This is a genomic window from Flavobacterium sp., from assembly GCF_031422135.1.
Classification (GTDB): domain Bacteria; phylum Bacteroidota; class Bacteroidia; order Flavobacteriales; family Flavobacteriaceae; genus Flavobacterium.
Map to the genome: position 1 here is coordinate 40,312 of NZ_JANOQD010000014.1, position 17,388 is coordinate 57,699.

Annotated in this window: 12 protein-coding genes; 10 read left to right on the forward strand and 2 right to left on the reverse strand. The window is 33.4% G+C overall.

The window, feature by feature from the left end; translation table 11 throughout:
* Nucleotides 1-886 precede the first annotated feature (886 nt).
* Nucleotides 887-2,002, forward strand: coding sequence for a hypothetical protein (locus RMO70_RS02470; RefSeq protein WP_310554842.1), 1,116 nt, complete (start codon nt 887-889; stop codon nt 2,000-2,002).
* A 338-nt stretch (nt 2,003-2,340) separates the two neighbouring features.
* On the opposite strand, the gene murF is transcribed toward RMO70_RS02470, so the two are convergent.
* Nucleotides 2,341-3,624 (reverse strand): UDP-N-acetylmuramoyl-tripeptide--D-alanyl-D-alanine ligase, encoded by a 1,284-nt coding sequence (gene murF / locus RMO70_RS02475; protein WP_310554843.1) that lies wholly within the window; start codon nt 3,622-3,624, stop codon nt 2,341-2,343.
* A 65-nt stretch (nt 3,625-3,689) separates the two neighbouring features.
* Complete coding sequence (gldJ, locus tag RMO70_RS02480; RefSeq protein WP_310554844.1) at nt 3,690-5,408, reverse strand: gliding motility lipoprotein GldJ; 1,719 nt, start codon at nt 5,406-5,408, stop codon at nt 3,690-3,692.
* Between the two features lie 202 nt (nt 5,409-5,610).
* Between gldJ and porU the strand changes: the two genes are divergently transcribed.
* From porU to RMO70_RS02525, 9 genes are all read left to right on the forward strand, one after another.
* On the forward strand, nt 5,611-9,435 hold the full coding sequence (gene porU, locus RMO70_RS02485) for a type IX secretion system sortase PorU (protein ID WP_310554845.1): 3,825 nt from the start codon (nt 5,611-5,613) through the stop codon (nt 9,433-9,435).
* A gap of 41 nt (nt 9,436-9,476) precedes the next feature.
* Entirely contained in the window at nt 9,477-10,688 is a 1,212-nt protein-coding gene (porV, locus tag RMO70_RS02490) for a type IX secretion system outer membrane channel protein PorV (RefSeq protein WP_310554846.1), read from the forward strand.
* A 75-nt stretch (nt 10,689-10,763) separates the two neighbouring features.
* Nucleotides 10,764-11,246 carry a cytidine deaminase gene (gene cdd, locus RMO70_RS02495; RefSeq protein WP_310554847.1) on the forward strand — a complete coding sequence of 161 codons (483 nt, stop codon included), beginning with the start codon at nt 10,764-10,766 and terminating at the stop codon, nt 11,244-11,246.
* Between the two features lie 137 nt (nt 11,247-11,383).
* Nucleotides 11,384-12,382, forward strand: coding sequence for a pyruvate dehydrogenase (acetyl-transferring) E1 component subunit alpha (gene pdhA, locus RMO70_RS02500; RefSeq protein WP_310554848.1), 999 nt, complete (start codon nt 11,384-11,386; stop codon nt 12,380-12,382).
* Nucleotides 12,383-12,384: 2 nt separating this feature from the next.
* Nucleotides 12,385-14,010, forward strand: coding sequence for a 2-oxo acid dehydrogenase subunit E2 (locus RMO70_RS02505; protein ID WP_310554849.1), 1,626 nt, complete (start codon nt 12,385-12,387; stop codon nt 14,008-14,010).
* 82 nt (nt 14,011-14,092) lie between these two features.
* Nucleotides 14,093-14,770 carry an SDR family oxidoreductase gene (locus RMO70_RS02510; RefSeq protein ID WP_310554850.1) on the forward strand — a complete coding sequence of 226 codons (678 nt, stop codon included), beginning with the start codon at nt 14,093-14,095 and terminating at the stop codon, nt 14,768-14,770.
* 40 nt (nt 14,771-14,810) lie between these two features.
* A complete protein-coding gene (locus tag RMO70_RS02515; RefSeq protein ID WP_310554851.1) occupies nt 14,811-15,647 on the forward strand; it encodes a Bro-N domain-containing protein in 837 nt (278 codons plus the stop codon).
* Nucleotides 15,647-16,246, forward strand: a complete 600-nt coding sequence (locus RMO70_RS02520; protein WP_310554852.1) for a SprT-like domain-containing protein — start codon at nt 15,647-15,649, stop codon at nt 16,244-16,246. Before RMO70_RS02515 ends, RMO70_RS02520 begins: the two co-directional genes overlap by 1 nt.
* A gap of 63 nt (nt 16,247-16,309) precedes the next feature.
* On the forward strand, nt 16,310-17,377 hold the full coding sequence (locus RMO70_RS02525) for a mannose-1-phosphate guanylyltransferase (protein ID WP_310554853.1): 1,068 nt from the start codon (nt 16,310-16,312) through the stop codon (nt 17,375-17,377).
* Nucleotides 17,378-17,388 lie beyond the last annotated feature (11 nt).

Here is a 17,388-nt window from a genome sequence, read left to right on the forward strand (position 1 = left end):
AAAGCCTAGTCAAAGGCATAGATAGTGTATGAAATTTGAAAAACAGAGGGTGTGCATATATCCGAAAGACATACAGCGCATAACAGGCAAGAGTTATCGCCAAAGTACCAGATTAATGCAAAAAGTGAAAACTGACCTCAACAAGCTCGAAAATGAGTTTTTAACTATTGAAGAGTTTTGTTTGTATGCAGGATTAAAATATGAACAAGTAGCTCATTTGATTTTTGGTTAAAATGTGGATAAAATCCCAACTCCATTTTAAACCATCGTAGATAAACACATCGTTAAATAACTAGTTCATTTTTTAGTATTCTTTACACTTTAAGTTATGTTGTATCAATTTAATTGTGTACTTTTATGGTTCACAAGTTAATGGAAGTCCAAACGATATAAAAAGGGGGTAAATTCGGTTACCCAATTTAAAATATAATTGCAAAATACTAAAATATAGCGCATTAGGGATTAAGTTTCAATCCCTCATCGCCCACAAGTATTACTACAATTAGTTTCAAAACCCTATAAGTCATATGATTTATAGGGTTTTTCTATTAAGTTTATAATTAAATTTTAGGATCTGAACCAATTAATTAGGGATAATTACTGAGATAGTAGGTAAATACAATGGTTCTATGTTTGGTATCTATGGAAAAGTAAGTTATCCCATAGTGACATAATGAAATTTAATTGGAAATATGGAGCTAAAAGTAATACTAGGAAACAACTGCCACTGATGTTATGGCAAAAAATTGAATTATAAATAGTCGAATCTTTTAAATACTGCTTAGTAATCAGGGTTAAAATACTGTATAAAAACAGGTATTTTCCCCGAAATATAAAAAAGGAATAGTTTGATATTTGTATCAATAAATAATTAAACTATTTAACTATGAAAACAATTATATACATAATTTTGATTACATTATTCTCAGGATGTAACCTTTTTAAAACTATCGGTGAGATACCTAATACAGTCAATAAGACCGAAAATTTGATTGATGACGCTATTGCAGAAATTTCTAATCAATCCAGCAGTTGGCAAACTACATTGCAGGATTTAGAAGGGAAGTTAGTTGGTGATGCTCAAAGTACTGTTAGAACCGAAATACAAAACTTAGCAAGCAGAACCATTGCTGCGGCAGGAGCTGAATTTCGTTGCAATAGTGATTTTTTGGGAGCACGCGTGATTCAAGGATTGCAGCGAATTAAAGCGAGGTTATTAAATCAGCCTATCCCAGAATTAAGACCTGTTTTTTGTAGTGTAATTCCACAAGAAATAACAATGTCTTTAGCGCCAGATAGAAGGAATAAGATTAATATTTCAGGGTATGATTTTGATAATCAGCCTAATTTAAAGCTATTTTTACATTCAAATGGAAGAAAAACAGATCTTAGTCAGTTTATCAACAGAATAACACATTATGAAATTGTACTTAATTTGGGTAATAATGGTTTGGTATTAAACAATGCTAGTGATAAAATTACTTTGGAGTATAATAATCAAGAGCTATCATCTATTCCTATTATTCAGCCTCAAATTCCTACTTGTATCGTTGAGGATTACCAAATTCCCACAGCAACATATACCTTGGTTCCAGCTCATATACAAGGCGATAAGGATTTTTTTGGGCATGGTCCTAGAGTTGATTGTGATGTTAAAGCCACTATTGAAGGCAATATGATAAAAGTTCGAGTTTTTATGAAAGCGCAAGAAACGGCTTTCGATAATACAAAAGCTGAAGGGACTGAAGTTTACACTCTGTATACAGCTCCTTCCAATAGGAGAATTTTAAGTATTGTAAGTGATGACTCTTCATCTCAAAGCTATACTGATGGAAATCTTGAAGATGATTATTTTCAACAAGGATCGGGAGAGTTTGTCAAACGCTTTGTTTTTACTGGAGATACAGCTTGGGGAGGTGAATCGGGAACAAAAACCAAAGTCGTTGTTGAGCTAAACAGACTTTCCATTCGTTTGCAAGAAGTGGGGAATTGTACAAACTAATGTTTGTTTAGCAATGGCAAAACTTTTGTATAAATTTCACAAAAAAAGCAACAGTTAAAAAACTAAACTGTTGCTTTTTTTGATGGTTTACTACGAAATTTTATAAATACTAAGAATGGTTTTTATTGGATTCATATATAGTTTAAAACCATACGTTTTTAGCGTATTTGCCTTTCAGAGTTTAAAAATTTTACCGATAATTCCCAAATCTAATAGTTAGAATTGTAAGGGTAATAAGTCATAAAACTAGTGATTTAGCTTTCTTGTTCCTGTTTTATCTTGCAGGCTTTCAGTTTGCAAAACCAAGTGTACGGACTTCTACTTTATGGTTTGATTCTTTAAAGCAATTCCAAAGTTCGTTCTAATGCCATTCCTCTTGAACCTTTAATTAAAATAGTATTGTTTTTAAAGGTTTGATTGCCAAGCTCTAATTTGAAATTTTCAAATGTTTCATAAAATTTTAGATTTGGATTGGATATTTTATTAGAATAAAAATCTTTACCAATTAAATAGGATTTTATCTCTGTTTTGTCTTTTAAAATAGTTACAATTGATTTATGCTCTTCTATGCTTTCGTCTCCAAGCTCAAACATATCTCCTAAAATTGCAATTTTGTTTTCTGCTTCCAATTGAAATAGATTGTCAATCGCAGCTGACATACTGCTAGGGTTGGCATTATAAGCGTCAAGTATTATAGTATTGGATTTTTTTTCGATTAATTGAGATCTGTTATTTTCAGGAATATAGTTTTCAATGGCATTTTGTATAGCATCATCTTCAATGTTAAAATACTTGCCTATTGTTATTGCAGCATTAATATTGTTTGCATTGTATATTCCAATAAGTTGTGATTGTATAGTAGTTGTATTATATTCAATTCTTACCATTGGGTTGGCTGATATTTTTTCAATTATAACATCAGAATTGCTTGCTTCTGAAAAAGTATAGCGCTTTATTTCTTTTGATTTTTCATTCTGTATTGAATCGTCGCTATTTACGAACGCTGTTTTGTTATGCTCTTTTAAATAATCGTAGAGTTCACTTTTACCTTTGATAACACCTTCAACACCACCAAAACCTTCTAAATGTGCTTTGCCAAAATTTGTAATGTAGCCAAAATCTGGCTCGGCTATAGTGCATAAAAATTCAATTTCTTTTTGATGATTGGCACCCATTTCAATGATACCAATATCAGTATCGTCTTTTAATCGTAATAAAGTTAAAGGAACACCAATATGATTGTTTAAATTTCCAATGGTGGCTATCGTATTGTATTTTTTTGATAAAACAGAATAAATAAGCTCTTTAGTTGTAGTTTTCCCGTTGCTTCCAGTTAAGGCTATGATTGGTAATCCTAACTCTTTTCTATGATGATTTGCTAGTTCTTGCAGGGTTTTTAAACTATTATCTACAAGTATGATTTTAGAATCGTCAGTTTTATATTTCTTATCATCAATGATGACATAAGCAGCCCCTTTTTGCAAAGCTACTTCTGCAAAAGTATTGGCGTCAAAATTATCTCCCTTTAAGGCTACAAAAAGACAGTTTTCTTCAATTTTTCTAGTGTCAGTGCAAACTGAACTGCAGAATAAAAAATGGTTGTATATTTCTTCTATTTTCATATTACGAAAGTACTAAAAAATAAAAGCCCTTCGAAAAGGGCTTTTAAATATTTTATGAAATAAAATTAATTTCTTGGTCTTTTCTTGAAATCAGATTTAGCTCCAACTCTAGACATTGCACATCTAAAACCTATATAGTCCGTTGAGATATCCTGTTGGCAAAATCTTCTTTGTGCTGGATCTAACCAGTAAGCTCTGTCTTTCCATGAACCACCTTTGTATACACGAACGTCATCGCCAATAAGTGTAGTTCTTTTAGTAGATTTATCAAAAGTCTTAAGAACTTTACCTGTTGAATCTTTTGAGATACTGTGTTGAGGTGAATCGTACATTTTCTTAACTTTCTTAGGGTCGTCTTCTGCGGTTCCAAAATCAAAGAAACGAGTAGACTGCTTGTCTCCATCACGATAGTTTATCTCATCACTTTTATCGAAATTTTGTCTTAAGTAAGTCTCGTTCTGATCAACAGGAATACGAGCAATTTCTCCTGGCTTATTTCTTGCTATAATTTTTCCGTTACTTAATGTATCGTATTTAATTTTGTCGGCAGTTATAAATTCGATTTTGCCGTCTTCGCCAATTTTGTTTTTACTATATACGTTTCCACGGAAATAGTTAAAATCATTCGCTTCGTCATCAACTATTGGCCTGTATACATCTTGAACCCATTCTGCAACGTTTCCAGCCATATCATACAATCCAAAATCATTTGGAGCATAAGATTTTACAGCGCCTGTAATATCTGCACCGTCATCAGACCATCCAGCTATTCCTCCATAATCTCCTTTTCCTTGTTTGAAGTTAGCAAGTTGATCTCCTTTTGTACTTCTTTTCCCAGATCTTGTGTATGCTCCTCTCCAAGGGTATTTCTTTTGACCTCTGTATATATTGTATTCTCTATTTCCTACATCAGCTGCTGCTGCATATTCCCATTCTGCTTCTGTTGGGAGTCTGTATTCAGGTAATATAATTCCAGAGCTTCTTTGTGCATATACATTTTTTGGACCATCACTTCCAGCTCCAACGGAAGTGGAATCTGTTGAATTTGATTTTGCTGATTTTTTAGCTCTTGTTCCACGTGCAGATTTTTGCAATACTATTTCCTCATTACCACCAAATGAGGTAGATGGTGAATTTAAGTACGAATCTGTACTAAAAGTGTTTTCCGCATCTACATCAACAATTTTAGCTCCTTTTTTTAAGAATCCTTCTCTTTCAAGTACATTCTCGTTTACTCTGTCCGTTCTCCATACTGAAAATTCAGTAGCTTGAATCCAGTTAACTCCTACAACTGGGTAGTAAGCATAAGCTGGGTGACGCAAGTAATTATTTGTCATTGTTTCATTGTATCCAAGACGGTTTCTCCATACCAATGTATCTGGTAAAGCACCTTCGTAAATATTTTTATAATTTTCTTCTGTTGGTGGAAATACTCTTTTCAACCATTCAAGATACTCAGTATATTGAATGTTTGTAACTTCCGTTTCGTCCATATAAAAAGACTGAACGTGTTGTTGTGTTGGGGAATTGTTCCAATCGTGCATTGGGTCGTCTTGAACTTTTCCCATTGTAAATGTTCCGCCTTCAACTAAAATTAATCCCGGAGCAGTTTCTTGCTTTACGAAATTAGAATTGTATTGGAAGCCTCCATTTGGGTCGTTAATTTTCCATCCTGTAGCAGATGAAATGTTTTTCGAGTTAGACTTTTTACTACAACTAGTAAATCCTAATAGAACTATTAATGAAAATAGTACTCTTAAAGTCACAATTTTGTTTACTTTCATACTTTTAGTAGGTAATTATTTTGTGGCGCAATATAAGAATAAACCATAACATTGCAACACATTTTTTACAAATATTAAAAAAATCTTAAAATTTTTTATTTTAAGAATTAAATTTATAACGATATTAGAGTAAGGATATTGTTTAAAAAGATTTATTTTTGTTTTTTAAAATAAACGGTTTTATTTTACGTTACCTTTTTATATGAAAAAATTTTTTACTTTTTTAGTATTGTTTCTTTTTCAATTTTCTTATTCTCAAGTAAATAAAGAATTTAAAATTGATTGGAAAGATGGGGGTTTTTTTGTTTCAGAAAAATCAAGTATTGACATTCCGCATTTTAATTCAGATTGTTTTGTCTATGATGATTTAAAAAAAACAATTCTGTATTCAAATAGGTTTGAGGTTTCGTCAGAAATTGATGAGAAAAATATTGCTATTACAAATATGGTATACGAAGCTGTTGCCGAAAGTAGTTTGGGAATTTTAAACAAATCATATATTTCTAGTTCTCATAACATTTCTGTTCAAAATTCCATTGCCAGAGACCTAATTTATGGAGTTTTGACACTCTCGCCTATTATTAAGGAAGGAAATAGTTATAAAAGAATAAAATCATTTACTTATACATACACTAATGGGAGTTCAATGAATAGAATTTCTAATAGGAATGTCAATACAGTTTCAAGTTCTGTTATGAAAACAGGTATCTGGAAAAGATTTTATATTCAAAAATCAGGGGTTTATAAAATATCGAAAGCTTTTTTAGTATCGCTAGGATTTGATGTTAATGTAAATCCGAAAAACATAAAAATTTATGGGAATGGAGGTAGAATGCTTCCGTTGCTTAATTCTGAATCATATCCAATTGATATTGCTGAAAATGCCATTTATTTTAATGGAGAGGAAGATGGAATGTTTAATGATTTTGATTACATTTTGTTTTATGCTGAGGGTATGGACAATTGGAGTGCCGAAAATCAAACGCATCTTAACTTATATTCTGACAAATCGTATTATTATGTCACATCGAGCGGTGCTTCTGGAAAGAGAATTACTCCGATTTCTGAGTCACAAAATCCAATAAATAAGACATTTACAACTTTTGATAATTATGCTTTTCACGAAATAGACAAAGTGAATATACTCAAGCTAGGTAGAAGATGGTTCGGTGAAGATTTTGATGTGGATAACGAGCAAACTTTTCAATTTCAAATTCCAAATATTGTAACCACAATTCCTGTTCAAGTTAGGATTCAATCCGCAGCAACGGTATCGAATAATACCTCATTTAGTGTTAAAGCAAACAATCTAGACATAGGAAATATAAATCTTAACTATTCTCCTGGTGCTGAGGCTGTAGAGTCTTTATTGAATACAACATTTACAGTAGCAAATTCAAACATAGGGATAAGTTTAAATTATAATAACGCAGGAGTTCCTAGTAACAATGCTTTTCTGGATTATATAACACTTAAAGCAAAAAGTGATTTAAAAGGTTTTGGTAAGCAATTTAGATTTACTGTAAACGAAGTTGCATCTTCTATAGGCACTTGTGAATATCAGATAAGCTCAGCTTCTGCAATAGGTCAAGTATGGGATATAACAGATATTTACAACGTAAAGAGTAAGATAAATGCCAATCAATCTTCCATCACTTTAAAAGCTCAAATGGGTGAAAATAGAAATTACATCGCGGTTGATAATTTTGATTTTTATTATCCATTAAAAGATTCAAATTCGTTAGTTTTTAATCAAGATGTTAAAGGGGTAATTTTTCAAAATGCACAAGGTGTTTTTCAAGATGTTGATTACTTGATAGTAACTCCTTATTCATTAAGAACTCAAGCTGAAAAGTTGGCTAATTTTCACAGAGTGAAATCCAATTTAAATGTAAAAGTAGTAGTAATAGAAGCTTTGTATCAAGAATTTTCGTCTGGAAAACAAGATATTGGTGCGGTTAGAAACTTTGTTAAATATGTGTATGATAATGCTTCTGACCCTGCAAAAAGAGTAAAATATTTATGTCTTTTTGGAGACGCCTCTTACGATTTTAAAGACAGGATACCTAACAATACTAATATCGTCCCAATATTCCACGCTTTGAATAGTTTTTCATTGTCAGGTTCTTTTATTTCTGACGATTATTTTGTTTCAATGAATGCGAATGAGGGAAATATGATTGGTTCTCCAGGGCTTGATTTAGCTGTAGGGAGGATACTGGCTTCAAATTCATTTCAAGCCGAACAATTAGTAAATAAAATAATTGAGTATCACGATCAAAAATCATATGGAAAATGGCGAAATAATTTAGTCCTAATTTCTGATGATATTGACAAGAGCAGTGACAAAACAATTCAAACAGATTTGAATTTTTTAGCAGATAAAATTGCTCTTGAAAAACCTTTTTTTAATGTCAAAAAGATACATGCCGATTCGTATGTGCAGGAAACTACTTCAGGTGGTCAGAAATATCCAAAAGCACGAACGGATTTTGTAAACTCTTTTGATCAAGGAACCTTAGTTGTTGATTATTTTGGACACGGTGGAGAAGACGGACTAGCAGGAGAAAGAATATTTGAGCGGTTAGATGCTATAAATTTGAATAACAAATACAAATATCCCTTGTTCGTAACAGTAACTTGTGAGTTTACTCGGTTTGATAACCCTTATAGACCAACATCTGGAGAAGCTGTATACTGGAATCCAAGTGGAGGTGCCGTTTCAATGGTAACAACAACCCGACAAATAGGACAAAGTACAGGTGCTGGTTTTAATTTAAACTTGGCTTCAAAACTATTTTCGTATGGTTCAAACAATTATCCCTCTATTGCAGAGGCGGTTAGATTAACCAAAAATTCTTCTGCAAATTCCGGAAACAATGTAGTATTTTATATAGGCGATCCTGCTTTGAAATTAGCCATTCCTAAACCAAAAATAAGATTGACAAAAATTAACGATGTGCCTATTGCTCTCATAGTCAATCCAATAAGCGCTCTGAGTTATGCTAAACTAACAGGTGAAGTGGTCGATGAATTTGATGCTGTTTTAACTGCCTATAACGGTGAATTAGCGGTTAATATTTTTGACAAACAAGTGAATAGAAGTACATTGGGAAATGATGGGTATGCGGAAGGTGGAATATTGCAAATAATGCCTTTTACAACACTTGGCGAAACTATATTTAGAGGAAATGCATCGGTTAAGAACGGGCTTTTTGAATTTGGTTTTGTAGTGTCTCGTGATATAAAAATACCAGTTGGAAATGGAAAGGTTAGTTTCTATGCTAAAAATAATGCAGTGCCAGAAGATCAAACAGGGTATGATTTTAATATAAAAATAGGAGGAATAAATACAAATGCTGTTGCAGATAATCTAGCGCCAAGAGTTAGGCTGTATATGAATGACGAAGCATTTGTTTCAGGCGGAATTACAAATGAGTCCCCCTTGTTTCTGGCTATTCTTGAAGATGAAAATGGAATAAATACAGCTAGCGGAATAGGGCATGATATTATTGCATATCTGGATGGTGATGAGACCAAACCCTATGTTTTGAATGATTTTTACGAAACGGAATTGGATGATTATACCAAAGGAAAACTGAAGTATCCATTCCGAAATTTAGCTGTTGGATTGCATACTTTAACATTTAAAGCGTGGGATGTATACAATAATTTAATTACTTCCGAGTTACAGTTTATAGTTGTAGGTGATCAAACCCTAACATTGACAAACGTTTTAAATTATCCAAACCCATTTGTAAATCATACAGAGTTTTGGTTCACGCACAATAAGCCATTTGAACCATTAGATGTTCAAGTGCAAGTATTGACAATTACTGGGAAAGTAGTGTGGACAAAAAGTCAGCTGGTAACCAACGATGGTTTTACATCAAGAGATTTAACTTGGGATGGGCGCGATGATTTTGGTGATAAAATAGGCAAGGGAGTTTATGTTTACAAGCTAACTGTTAGATCAACAATTACAAATAAAAAAACTGAAAAGTTTGAGAAATTAGTAATACTTTGATAAAAGAATATATATTTGTTAATTATTATACCAAAAAATAAATGAAAAGAATTGTTTTAATACTCACAGGATTATTAATTTTTGTTAATGTAAACGCTCAAACTGATAGGCCAATATCTACTGGAGTTCCATTTTTACTTATTGCTGCTGATGCTCGTGCTGCGGGTATGGGAGATAATGGTGTGGCTACTTCGCCTGATGCGTTTTCGCAACAATACAATCCAGCAAAATACGCGTTTTCGCTCAAAAAGCAAGGTTTTTCAGTAAGTTACACACCATATCTTACCGCTCTAGTGAATGACATATCATTGGGACAACTTACTTATTTTAATAGATTTAATGAACGAAGTGCTTTTGCGACAAGTTTACGTTATTTTGGATTGGGTGAAATTCAATTAACTGACGAATCTGCAAATTTACTAAATACAGTAAGTCCAAACGAATTTGCTATAGATTTATCCTATTCATTACAATTAAGCGAAAAATTCTCAATGGGAATTGCAGCAAGATATATCAGGTCAAATTTAAGGATTCCTACCGTGACAAATGATGCTTCTTCAGCAAATAGCTTTGCTATTGATGTTGCTGGATTTTATCAATCGCCAGAAATTGCTTTTAATGATTTTAATGGTCGCTGGAGAGCAGGTTTTAATTTTCAGAATATGGGACCAAAGCTTTCGTATGATGCCACAGTTTCAGATATAGATAAAACAGCTAATTTTTTACCTGCAAATATGCGAATTGGTGGTGGTTTTGATTTTATATTGGACGATTATAATAAAATAGGAGTCAATCTCGAGTTTTCAAAATTGCTTGTGCCAACACCACAAGAGCCAGGATTGCCAGTAGATGTAAATGGAGACGGTGATTTTACTGATTCAGAAGATATTACTCTTTCAGAGCGTATTGCCGAAAACAATACGGCTTATCGCTCTCAAGGTTGGACGTCAGGAATTTTTAAATCGTTTAACGATGCCCCTGATGGTTTTAGCGAAGAACTAAAAGAGTTTACATACGCTATTGGAGCAGAATACTGGTATCAAGATGCTTTTGCAATGCGATTGGGATACTTTCACGAAAGTGAGCAAAAAGGAAAAAGAAAATACTTTACTCTAGGAGCTGGATTCAAGTACAATGTGGTTGGTTTAGATGTTTCGTATTTATTCTCTACTTCAAAAGTCCCTAATCCTTTAGAAAACACACTTCGTTTCTCTTTAACATTCAATTTTGGAGATGATTATGATGAATATTAATAGTAACATAATTTAAATAGTAATCCAAGTTTCATTTCTGAGATTTGGATTTTTTTTCCCTTATAAACGTAGCCTATGAAAGAAATAAACATTACTACACAATTGTTGGTTTTTGAATCCCTTAAAGAACTTAATCTTGATGAACAAGATTTAATGAATCAAGCCGTTGAAATTAGAAAGAAAGCCTATGCGCCCTACTCGAAGTTCAGGGTTGGCGCAGCAATATTGTTAGACAACGGAAAAATTATATTAGGCTCAAATCAAGAAAATGCGGCCTATCCGTCAGGATTATGTGCTGAAAGAACCGCTATTTTTTATGCTGGAGCAAACTACCCAGAAGCTAAAATTCTTAAAATTGCAGTTTCTGCAACATCAGATTTAACCCCAAATACCACACCAATTCCACCTTGCGGTTCTTGCCGACAATCCATAGCGGAATATGAGTTCAAACAAGAAGCTCCAATCGAAATGTTTTTTATGGGAGAAGCGGGTATGATTTATAAATCAAATTCACTAAAAAATCTCCTTCCTTTTACATTTGATAAAAACTTCCTTTAAAAAAGATAAAAACTACTACATAAATTTTACTACTTACTCGGAATGTCTTATTTTTGCTTTTCGCAAATTTGTGTGAGGTCAATATTTTGCGTTTTAAAATACTATTCAAACACAAAACATTTTAGCAAGAAAAGAAAATGAAAGAAATTACAAAAGAAGTTTACTTAAAGTGGTACGAAGACATGCTGCTTTGGAGAAAGTTTGAAGACAAGCTAGCAGCCCTTTATATTCAACAAAAAGTAAGAGGATTTCTTCACTTATATAACGGTCAAGAAGCAGTTTTAGCGGGTGCTTTGCACGCAATGGAATTGGGTAAAGACAAAATGATTACCGCTTATCGTAATCACGTGCAACCTATTGGAATGGGTGTGGATCCTAAAGCAGTAATGGCTGAATTACTTGGAAAAGTTACAGGGACATCAAAAGGAATGGGTGGTTCAATGCATATTTTTTCAAAAGAAAAAGGGTTTTTTGGAGGTCACGGAATCGTTGGAGCTCAAATTCCAGTTGGTGCAGGTATGGCTTTTGCGGATCAGTATTTTGGACGCGATGGGGTTACCTTAACCTATTTTGGGGATGGAGCAGCGCGTCAAGGTTCTTTGCACGAAACATTTAATATGGCGATGTTGTGGAAACTTCCAGTAGTTTTTATTGTAGAAAATAATGGGTACGCAATGGGAACTTCTGTAGAAAGAACTGCAAACCACACTGATATTTGGAAATTAGGTCTTGGCTACGAAATGCCTTGTGGTCCAGTAGATGGTATGAATCCTGTGAAAGTTGCTGAGGCTATGCATGAAGCTATTAATAGAGCACGTCGGGGTGATGGTCCAACGTTTTTAGAAATGAAAACATACCGTTACAGAGGACACTCTATGTCTGATGCACAATTATATAGAACTAAAGACGAAGTAGAAGAATACAAAAAAATAGATCCTATTACACAAGTGCTTGATGTAATTATGGAAAAAAAATATGCTACAGAAGCAGAAATTGAAATTATTGATGAAAGAGTAAAAGATTTAGTAGAAGAATGTGTAAAATTCGCTGAAGAATCGCCTTTCCCAGAAGTGCAACAATTGTATGATGTGGTTTACGAACAAGAAAATTATCCATTTATTCCTCATAGACTATAATTATGGCAACAGTAATCACAATGCCTCGTTTGAGCGATACAATGACCGAAGGAACAGTAGCTGCTTGGTTAAAGAAAGTGGGTGACAAAATTTCTGAAGGGGATATTCTTGCTGAAATTGAAACCGATAAAGCTACTATGGAGTTTGAATCTTTCAATTCAGGAACACTTTTATACATTGGTATTCCTGAAGGAGAGTCGGCGCCAGTAGATTCGCTTTTAGCCATTATTGGTAAAGATGGAGAAGATATTTCTGCTTTATTGAATGGAAATCCAGTTGCTGCAAAAGAAGAAGCTAAAGCTGAAATTGCTGAAGCTCCCAAAACCCAAGACTCAAAACCTGAAACCACTTTGCCAAAAGGAGTTGTAGTAGTTACAATGCCTCGTTTAAGTGATACAATGACCGATGGAACAGTTGCGACTTGGATTAAAAAAGTAGGAGATAAAGTGGCCGAAGGAGATATTCTTGCAGAAATTGAAACGGATAAAGCTACAATGGAATTTGAATCTTTCAATGCTGGAACTTTATTATTTATAGGAATACAAGAAGGAGAATCTGCACCTGTAGATAGCGTTTTAGCTATTATTGGACCAGATGGAACTGATATTACTGGAATTGCTGAAAATTATAAAAAAGGAGGAAATAGTGCTCCCGAAGCTTCGGGACCAGTTGCTGAAAAAGTAGTTGAAGTCGCAACACAAACTTCTAATACACAACTTCCAGTGTCTAATTCAAACGAAAGAATTTTCGCATCGCCATTAGCTAAAAAAATAGCTTCAGATAAAGGAATTAGTTTATCTCAAGTAAAAGGTTCTGGTGAAAACGGAAGAATTACAAAATCTGATGTAGAAAACTTTAATCCATCAAAAGCAAGTGCCCCAGTGCAAGCGGTTGCGGAAACAACAAATGCTGTAGTTACGGTGAAACCATTTGTTCCAGCCGGAGAAAAGTTTACAGAAGAAATTAAGAATTCGCAAATGCGAAAAATAATCGCAAAACGATTAGCAGAATCTTTGTTTACTGCGCCACATTACAACTTAGTAATCGAGGTAACAATGGACGAAGCTATGAAATCGAGAACGATTATCAATAGCATTCCTGATACAAAAGTGTCTTTTAACGATATGGTTATCAAGGCATCTGCAATGGCTTTGAAAAAACATCCAAAAATAAACTCACAATGGAGAGAAGATTCAATTCTTATTAACCATCACGTGAATATTGGTGTTGCTGTCGCTGTTGAAGACGGTTTAGTTGTGCCAGTTTTAAACTTTACAGACCAAATGAGTTTGTCTCAAATTGGTACTGGTGTTCGTGATTTAGCAGGTAGAGCAAAATCTAAAAAATTATTGCCTACAGAAATGGAAGGAAGTACTTTTACTATTTCTAACCTTGGGATGTTTGGTATTACTGAATTCAATTCTATCATAAATCAACCCAATTCTGCGATACTTTCAGTTGGTGCAATTGTAGAAAAACCAGTGGTTAAAAACGGACAAATTGTAGTAGGAAATACCATGATGCTTTCTTTAGCTTGCGATCACAGAACAATTGATGGCGCAACTGGAGCTCAATTTTTACAAACACTGAAACAATTTATTGAAAATCCGGTAACAATGCTCGCGTAATTGTCGATAATTTTTTTAAATATAAATCTCATCTTGAATTATCTTGATGAGATTTTTTTTATTTTAGCTAAAATTCATTTTTATGAAAAACATAATCATTACAGGAACTTCTCGTGGAATTGGACACGAATTAGCGCTACAATTTGCCAATGCAGGACACCAAGTTTTAGCTATTTCTAGAAAAACACCTCAAGATTTATTGGGGAATCCTAATATCACATCACTTTCGATAGATTTGTCTGTTGAAAATGATTTGAAAAAAGTGAACGATTTTTTATCTTCTACTTGGAAAAATGTAGATATTGTAATTCAAAATGCGGGTTTATTGCTATTAAAACCTTTTGGTGAAACTACAGCAGAAGAATTTGAGAACATATACAAGGTGAATGTTTTTGGAGTGGCAAGTTTAACTCGAATTTGCATTCCTTATATGCAAAAAGGAAGCCATGTCGTAACCATTAGTTCTATGGGCGGAATTCAAGGAAGTATGAAATTTTCTGGACTTTCTGCATACAGTTCAAGTAAAGGAGCCGTGATTACCTTGTCAGAACTATTAGCAGAAGAATACAAAGAACGTGGGATTGCGTTTAATGTTTTAGCATTAGGAGCTGTAAATACCGAAATGCTGCAAGAAGCTTTTCCTGGTTATGAAGCACCACTTTCTGCAACAGAAATGGCCGATTATATTTTTAATTTTGCTCTAACGGGTAATAAATATTATAATGGGAAAGTATTGCAAGTTTCCTCAACTACACCTTAAAATATTTTGTAAATTGTGATTTCAATTAAATTATATCCCTATGACAAAATTAAACGCCATTCAGCTATTTGAAAACAAAAAAGTAAGAACCATTTGGGATTCCGAACAGGAAAAATGGTACATGTCTATTATTGATATAATAGAAGTTTTAACAGAAACAGATAGATCCAGAAAGTATTGGAGCGACTTAAAAAAGAAATTAGAAAAAGAAGGAAGTCAGTTGTCCGAAAATATCGGACAACTGAAAATGCAATCTTCTGACGGAAAATTTTATAAAACAGACGTTGCTGATACCGAACAACTTTTTCGCTTAATCCAATCGATTCCTTCTCCAAAAGCAGAACCATTCAAACTTTGGTTGGCACAAATTGCGTCAGAAAGATTAGATGAATTACAAGATCCTGAAATTACTATCGACAGAGCTTTAGAGCAATATTTGCAATTGGGTTATTCTGAAAACTGGATTAATCAACGACTAAAAAGTATCGAAATCCGCAAAGAATTAACCGATGAATGGAAGCATAGAGGGTTAAAAGAAGGGCAACAATTTGCAACACTTACCGATATAATTTCTAAAGCTTGGGCAGGAAAAACAACCAAAGAATACAAAGTTTTAAAAGGATTAAAAAAAGAAAATCTTCGTGATAACATGACTAATACCGAATTGATATTAAATATGTTAGCCGAAGCATCTGCAAAAGATATTTCACAAGCAGTAAATCCGAAAACCTTTGAAGACAGCAAAAAAGTGGCAAAACAAGGTGGAAATGTAGCTAAAGTTGCTCTTGAGGAATTGGAAGCTCAGACTGGGAAAAAAGTAGTTTCTGCTTTAAATGCAAAATCGTTATTGCAACAAAAGAAAGGTATCGATAAATAATGAAAACCGTTTTAGAAAAATATATTCCAGAACATTCGGTAGAACCCGTTTTTGAATTAATCAAAATTAATCAAGTGCATCTAAAAATCGTCAATGAGCGAGTGACTCGTCATGGAGATTACAGAAAAGGAATGTCAGGGAAACACGAAATCACGGTAAATACTAGTTTGAATAAATATCGTTTCTTGATGACGTTAATTCACGAAATTGCGCATTTAGTAGCTTTCGAAAAATACGGGCGAAGTATAAAACCGCACGGTGACGAGTGGAAACTCACTTTTCAACGGTTGATGGTTCCGTTTATTCGCCCAGAGATATTTCCAAGTCAATTATTACCATTGTTGGCTAGACATTTCAGAAATCCAAAAGCAAGTAGTGATACCGATGCGACTTTATCATTGGCCTTAAAACAATTTGACCCAGAGAACGATAAAAACTATATCTTTGAAATTCCCTACGGAAGTGTGTTTCGTATTCATAACGGGAAAATTTTTAAAAAAGTAGCTGTCAGATTAAAAAGATTTGAATGTTTAGAGATGAGTTCTGGGCGGACTTATTTATTTAATCCAAATGCTGAGGTTGAGTTGTTACCTAATTAATTTTAAATTGATAAGAAACCTTTGTAATTCTGTTACTTTGAACCTTTGCAACTAAGAAAACAAATGAATAAAAATTATTACGCAATATTAATGGCTGGTGGTGTTGGTTCTAGATTTTGGCCAGTAAGCACAACGGATTTTCCAAAACAGTTTCACGATATGCTGGGTTCTGGGGAAACCTTGATTCAAAAAACATTTTCGAGACTTTCCAAGCTAATTCCTATCGAAAATATTCTCATTTTAACCAATGAAAAATACAATCATTTGGTTTTAGAACAATTACCAATGGTAAAACAAGAGCAGGTTTTATTAGAACCTGCAATGCGTAACACAGCACCTTGTATTTTGTATGCCTCACTAAAAATTCAGAAGAAAAATCAGGATGCCATTATGGTAGTTGCTCCAAGCGATCACTGGATCGAAAATGAGGATGAGTTTGCTGAAAACTTACAATACTGTTTTGATTTTTGTAATGAAGAAAATGTATTAATGACGCTAGGAATTCAACCTACATTTCCAAATACAGGTTTTGGGTATATTGAATATGATAAAACGGATAATGAACCTATAAAAAAAGTTTTTCAATTTAGAGAAAAACCAGATTATGAAACTGCAAAATCATTCCTTGACTCTGGAAATTTTCTTTGGAATGGAGGGATTTTTATTTGGAGTGTTAAATCAATTACTCAAGCATTTGAGAAATTTCAGCCTAAAATGAATGCTTTATTTCAAAAAGGGATTGAAAGTTATAATACTGATGCTGAAAAATCTTTTATAGAACAAAATTATGCACTAGCGGATAATATTTCTATTGATTATGCCATTATGGAAAATGCAAAAAATGTATATGTTTTACCAGCTAGTTTCGATTGGAACGATCTGGGGACTTGGGGTTCACTTCACGAAAAACTAGACAAAGACCAAAATAATAATGCTGTGGTTAACGCCAAAGTTTTTTTAGAAAATGCTTCCAATAATATTATTCGTTCCGATGCTGATAAACTCATCATCATTGACGGATTGAACGATTATATTATTGTGGATAAAGAAGGCGTACTGTTAATTTACCCAAAAAGTAAAGAACAGGATATTAAAAGCATTGTCCAAAAATTAGAAAATCAAAAATCATAATAGGATATTTT

What these genes read in the sequence shown, in the direction of transcription:
- RMO70_RS02470 (WP_310554842.1), top strand. Translation starts at nt 887, where the DNA reads ATGAAAACAATTATATACATAATTTTGATTACATTATTCTCAGGATGT.
- murF (WP_310554843.1), bottom strand. Translation starts at nt 3,624, where the DNA reads ATGAAAATAGAAGAAATATACAACCATTTTTTATTCTGCAGTTCAGTT.
- gldJ (WP_310554844.1), bottom strand. Translation starts at nt 5,408, where the DNA reads ATGAAAGTAAACAAAATTGTGACTTTAAGAGTACTATTTTCATTAATA.
- porU (WP_310554845.1), top strand. Translation starts at nt 5,611, where the DNA reads ATGAAAAAATTTTTTACTTTTTTAGTATTGTTTCTTTTTCAATTTTCT.
- porV (WP_310554846.1), top strand. Translation starts at nt 9,477, where the DNA reads ATGAAAAGAATTGTTTTAATACTCACAGGATTATTAATTTTTGTTAAT.
- cdd (WP_310554847.1), top strand. Translation starts at nt 10,764, where the DNA reads ATGAAAGAAATAAACATTACTACACAATTGTTGGTTTTTGAATCCCTT.
- pdhA (WP_310554848.1), top strand. Translation starts at nt 11,384, where the DNA reads ATGAAAGAAATTACAAAAGAAGTTTACTTAAAGTGGTACGAAGACATG.
- RMO70_RS02505 (WP_310554849.1), top strand. Translation starts at nt 12,385, where the DNA reads ATGGCAACAGTAATCACAATGCCTCGTTTGAGCGATACAATGACCGAA.
- RMO70_RS02510 (WP_310554850.1), top strand. Translation starts at nt 14,093, where the DNA reads ATGAAAAACATAATCATTACAGGAACTTCTCGTGGAATTGGACACGAA.
- RMO70_RS02515 (WP_310554851.1), top strand. Translation starts at nt 14,811, where the DNA reads ATGACAAAATTAAACGCCATTCAGCTATTTGAAAACAAAAAAGTAAGA.
- RMO70_RS02520 (WP_310554852.1), top strand. Translation starts at nt 15,647, where the DNA reads ATGAAAACCGTTTTAGAAAAATATATTCCAGAACATTCGGTAGAACCC.
- RMO70_RS02525 (WP_310554853.1), top strand. Translation starts at nt 16,310, where the DNA reads ATGAATAAAAATTATTACGCAATATTAATGGCTGGTGGTGTTGGTTCT.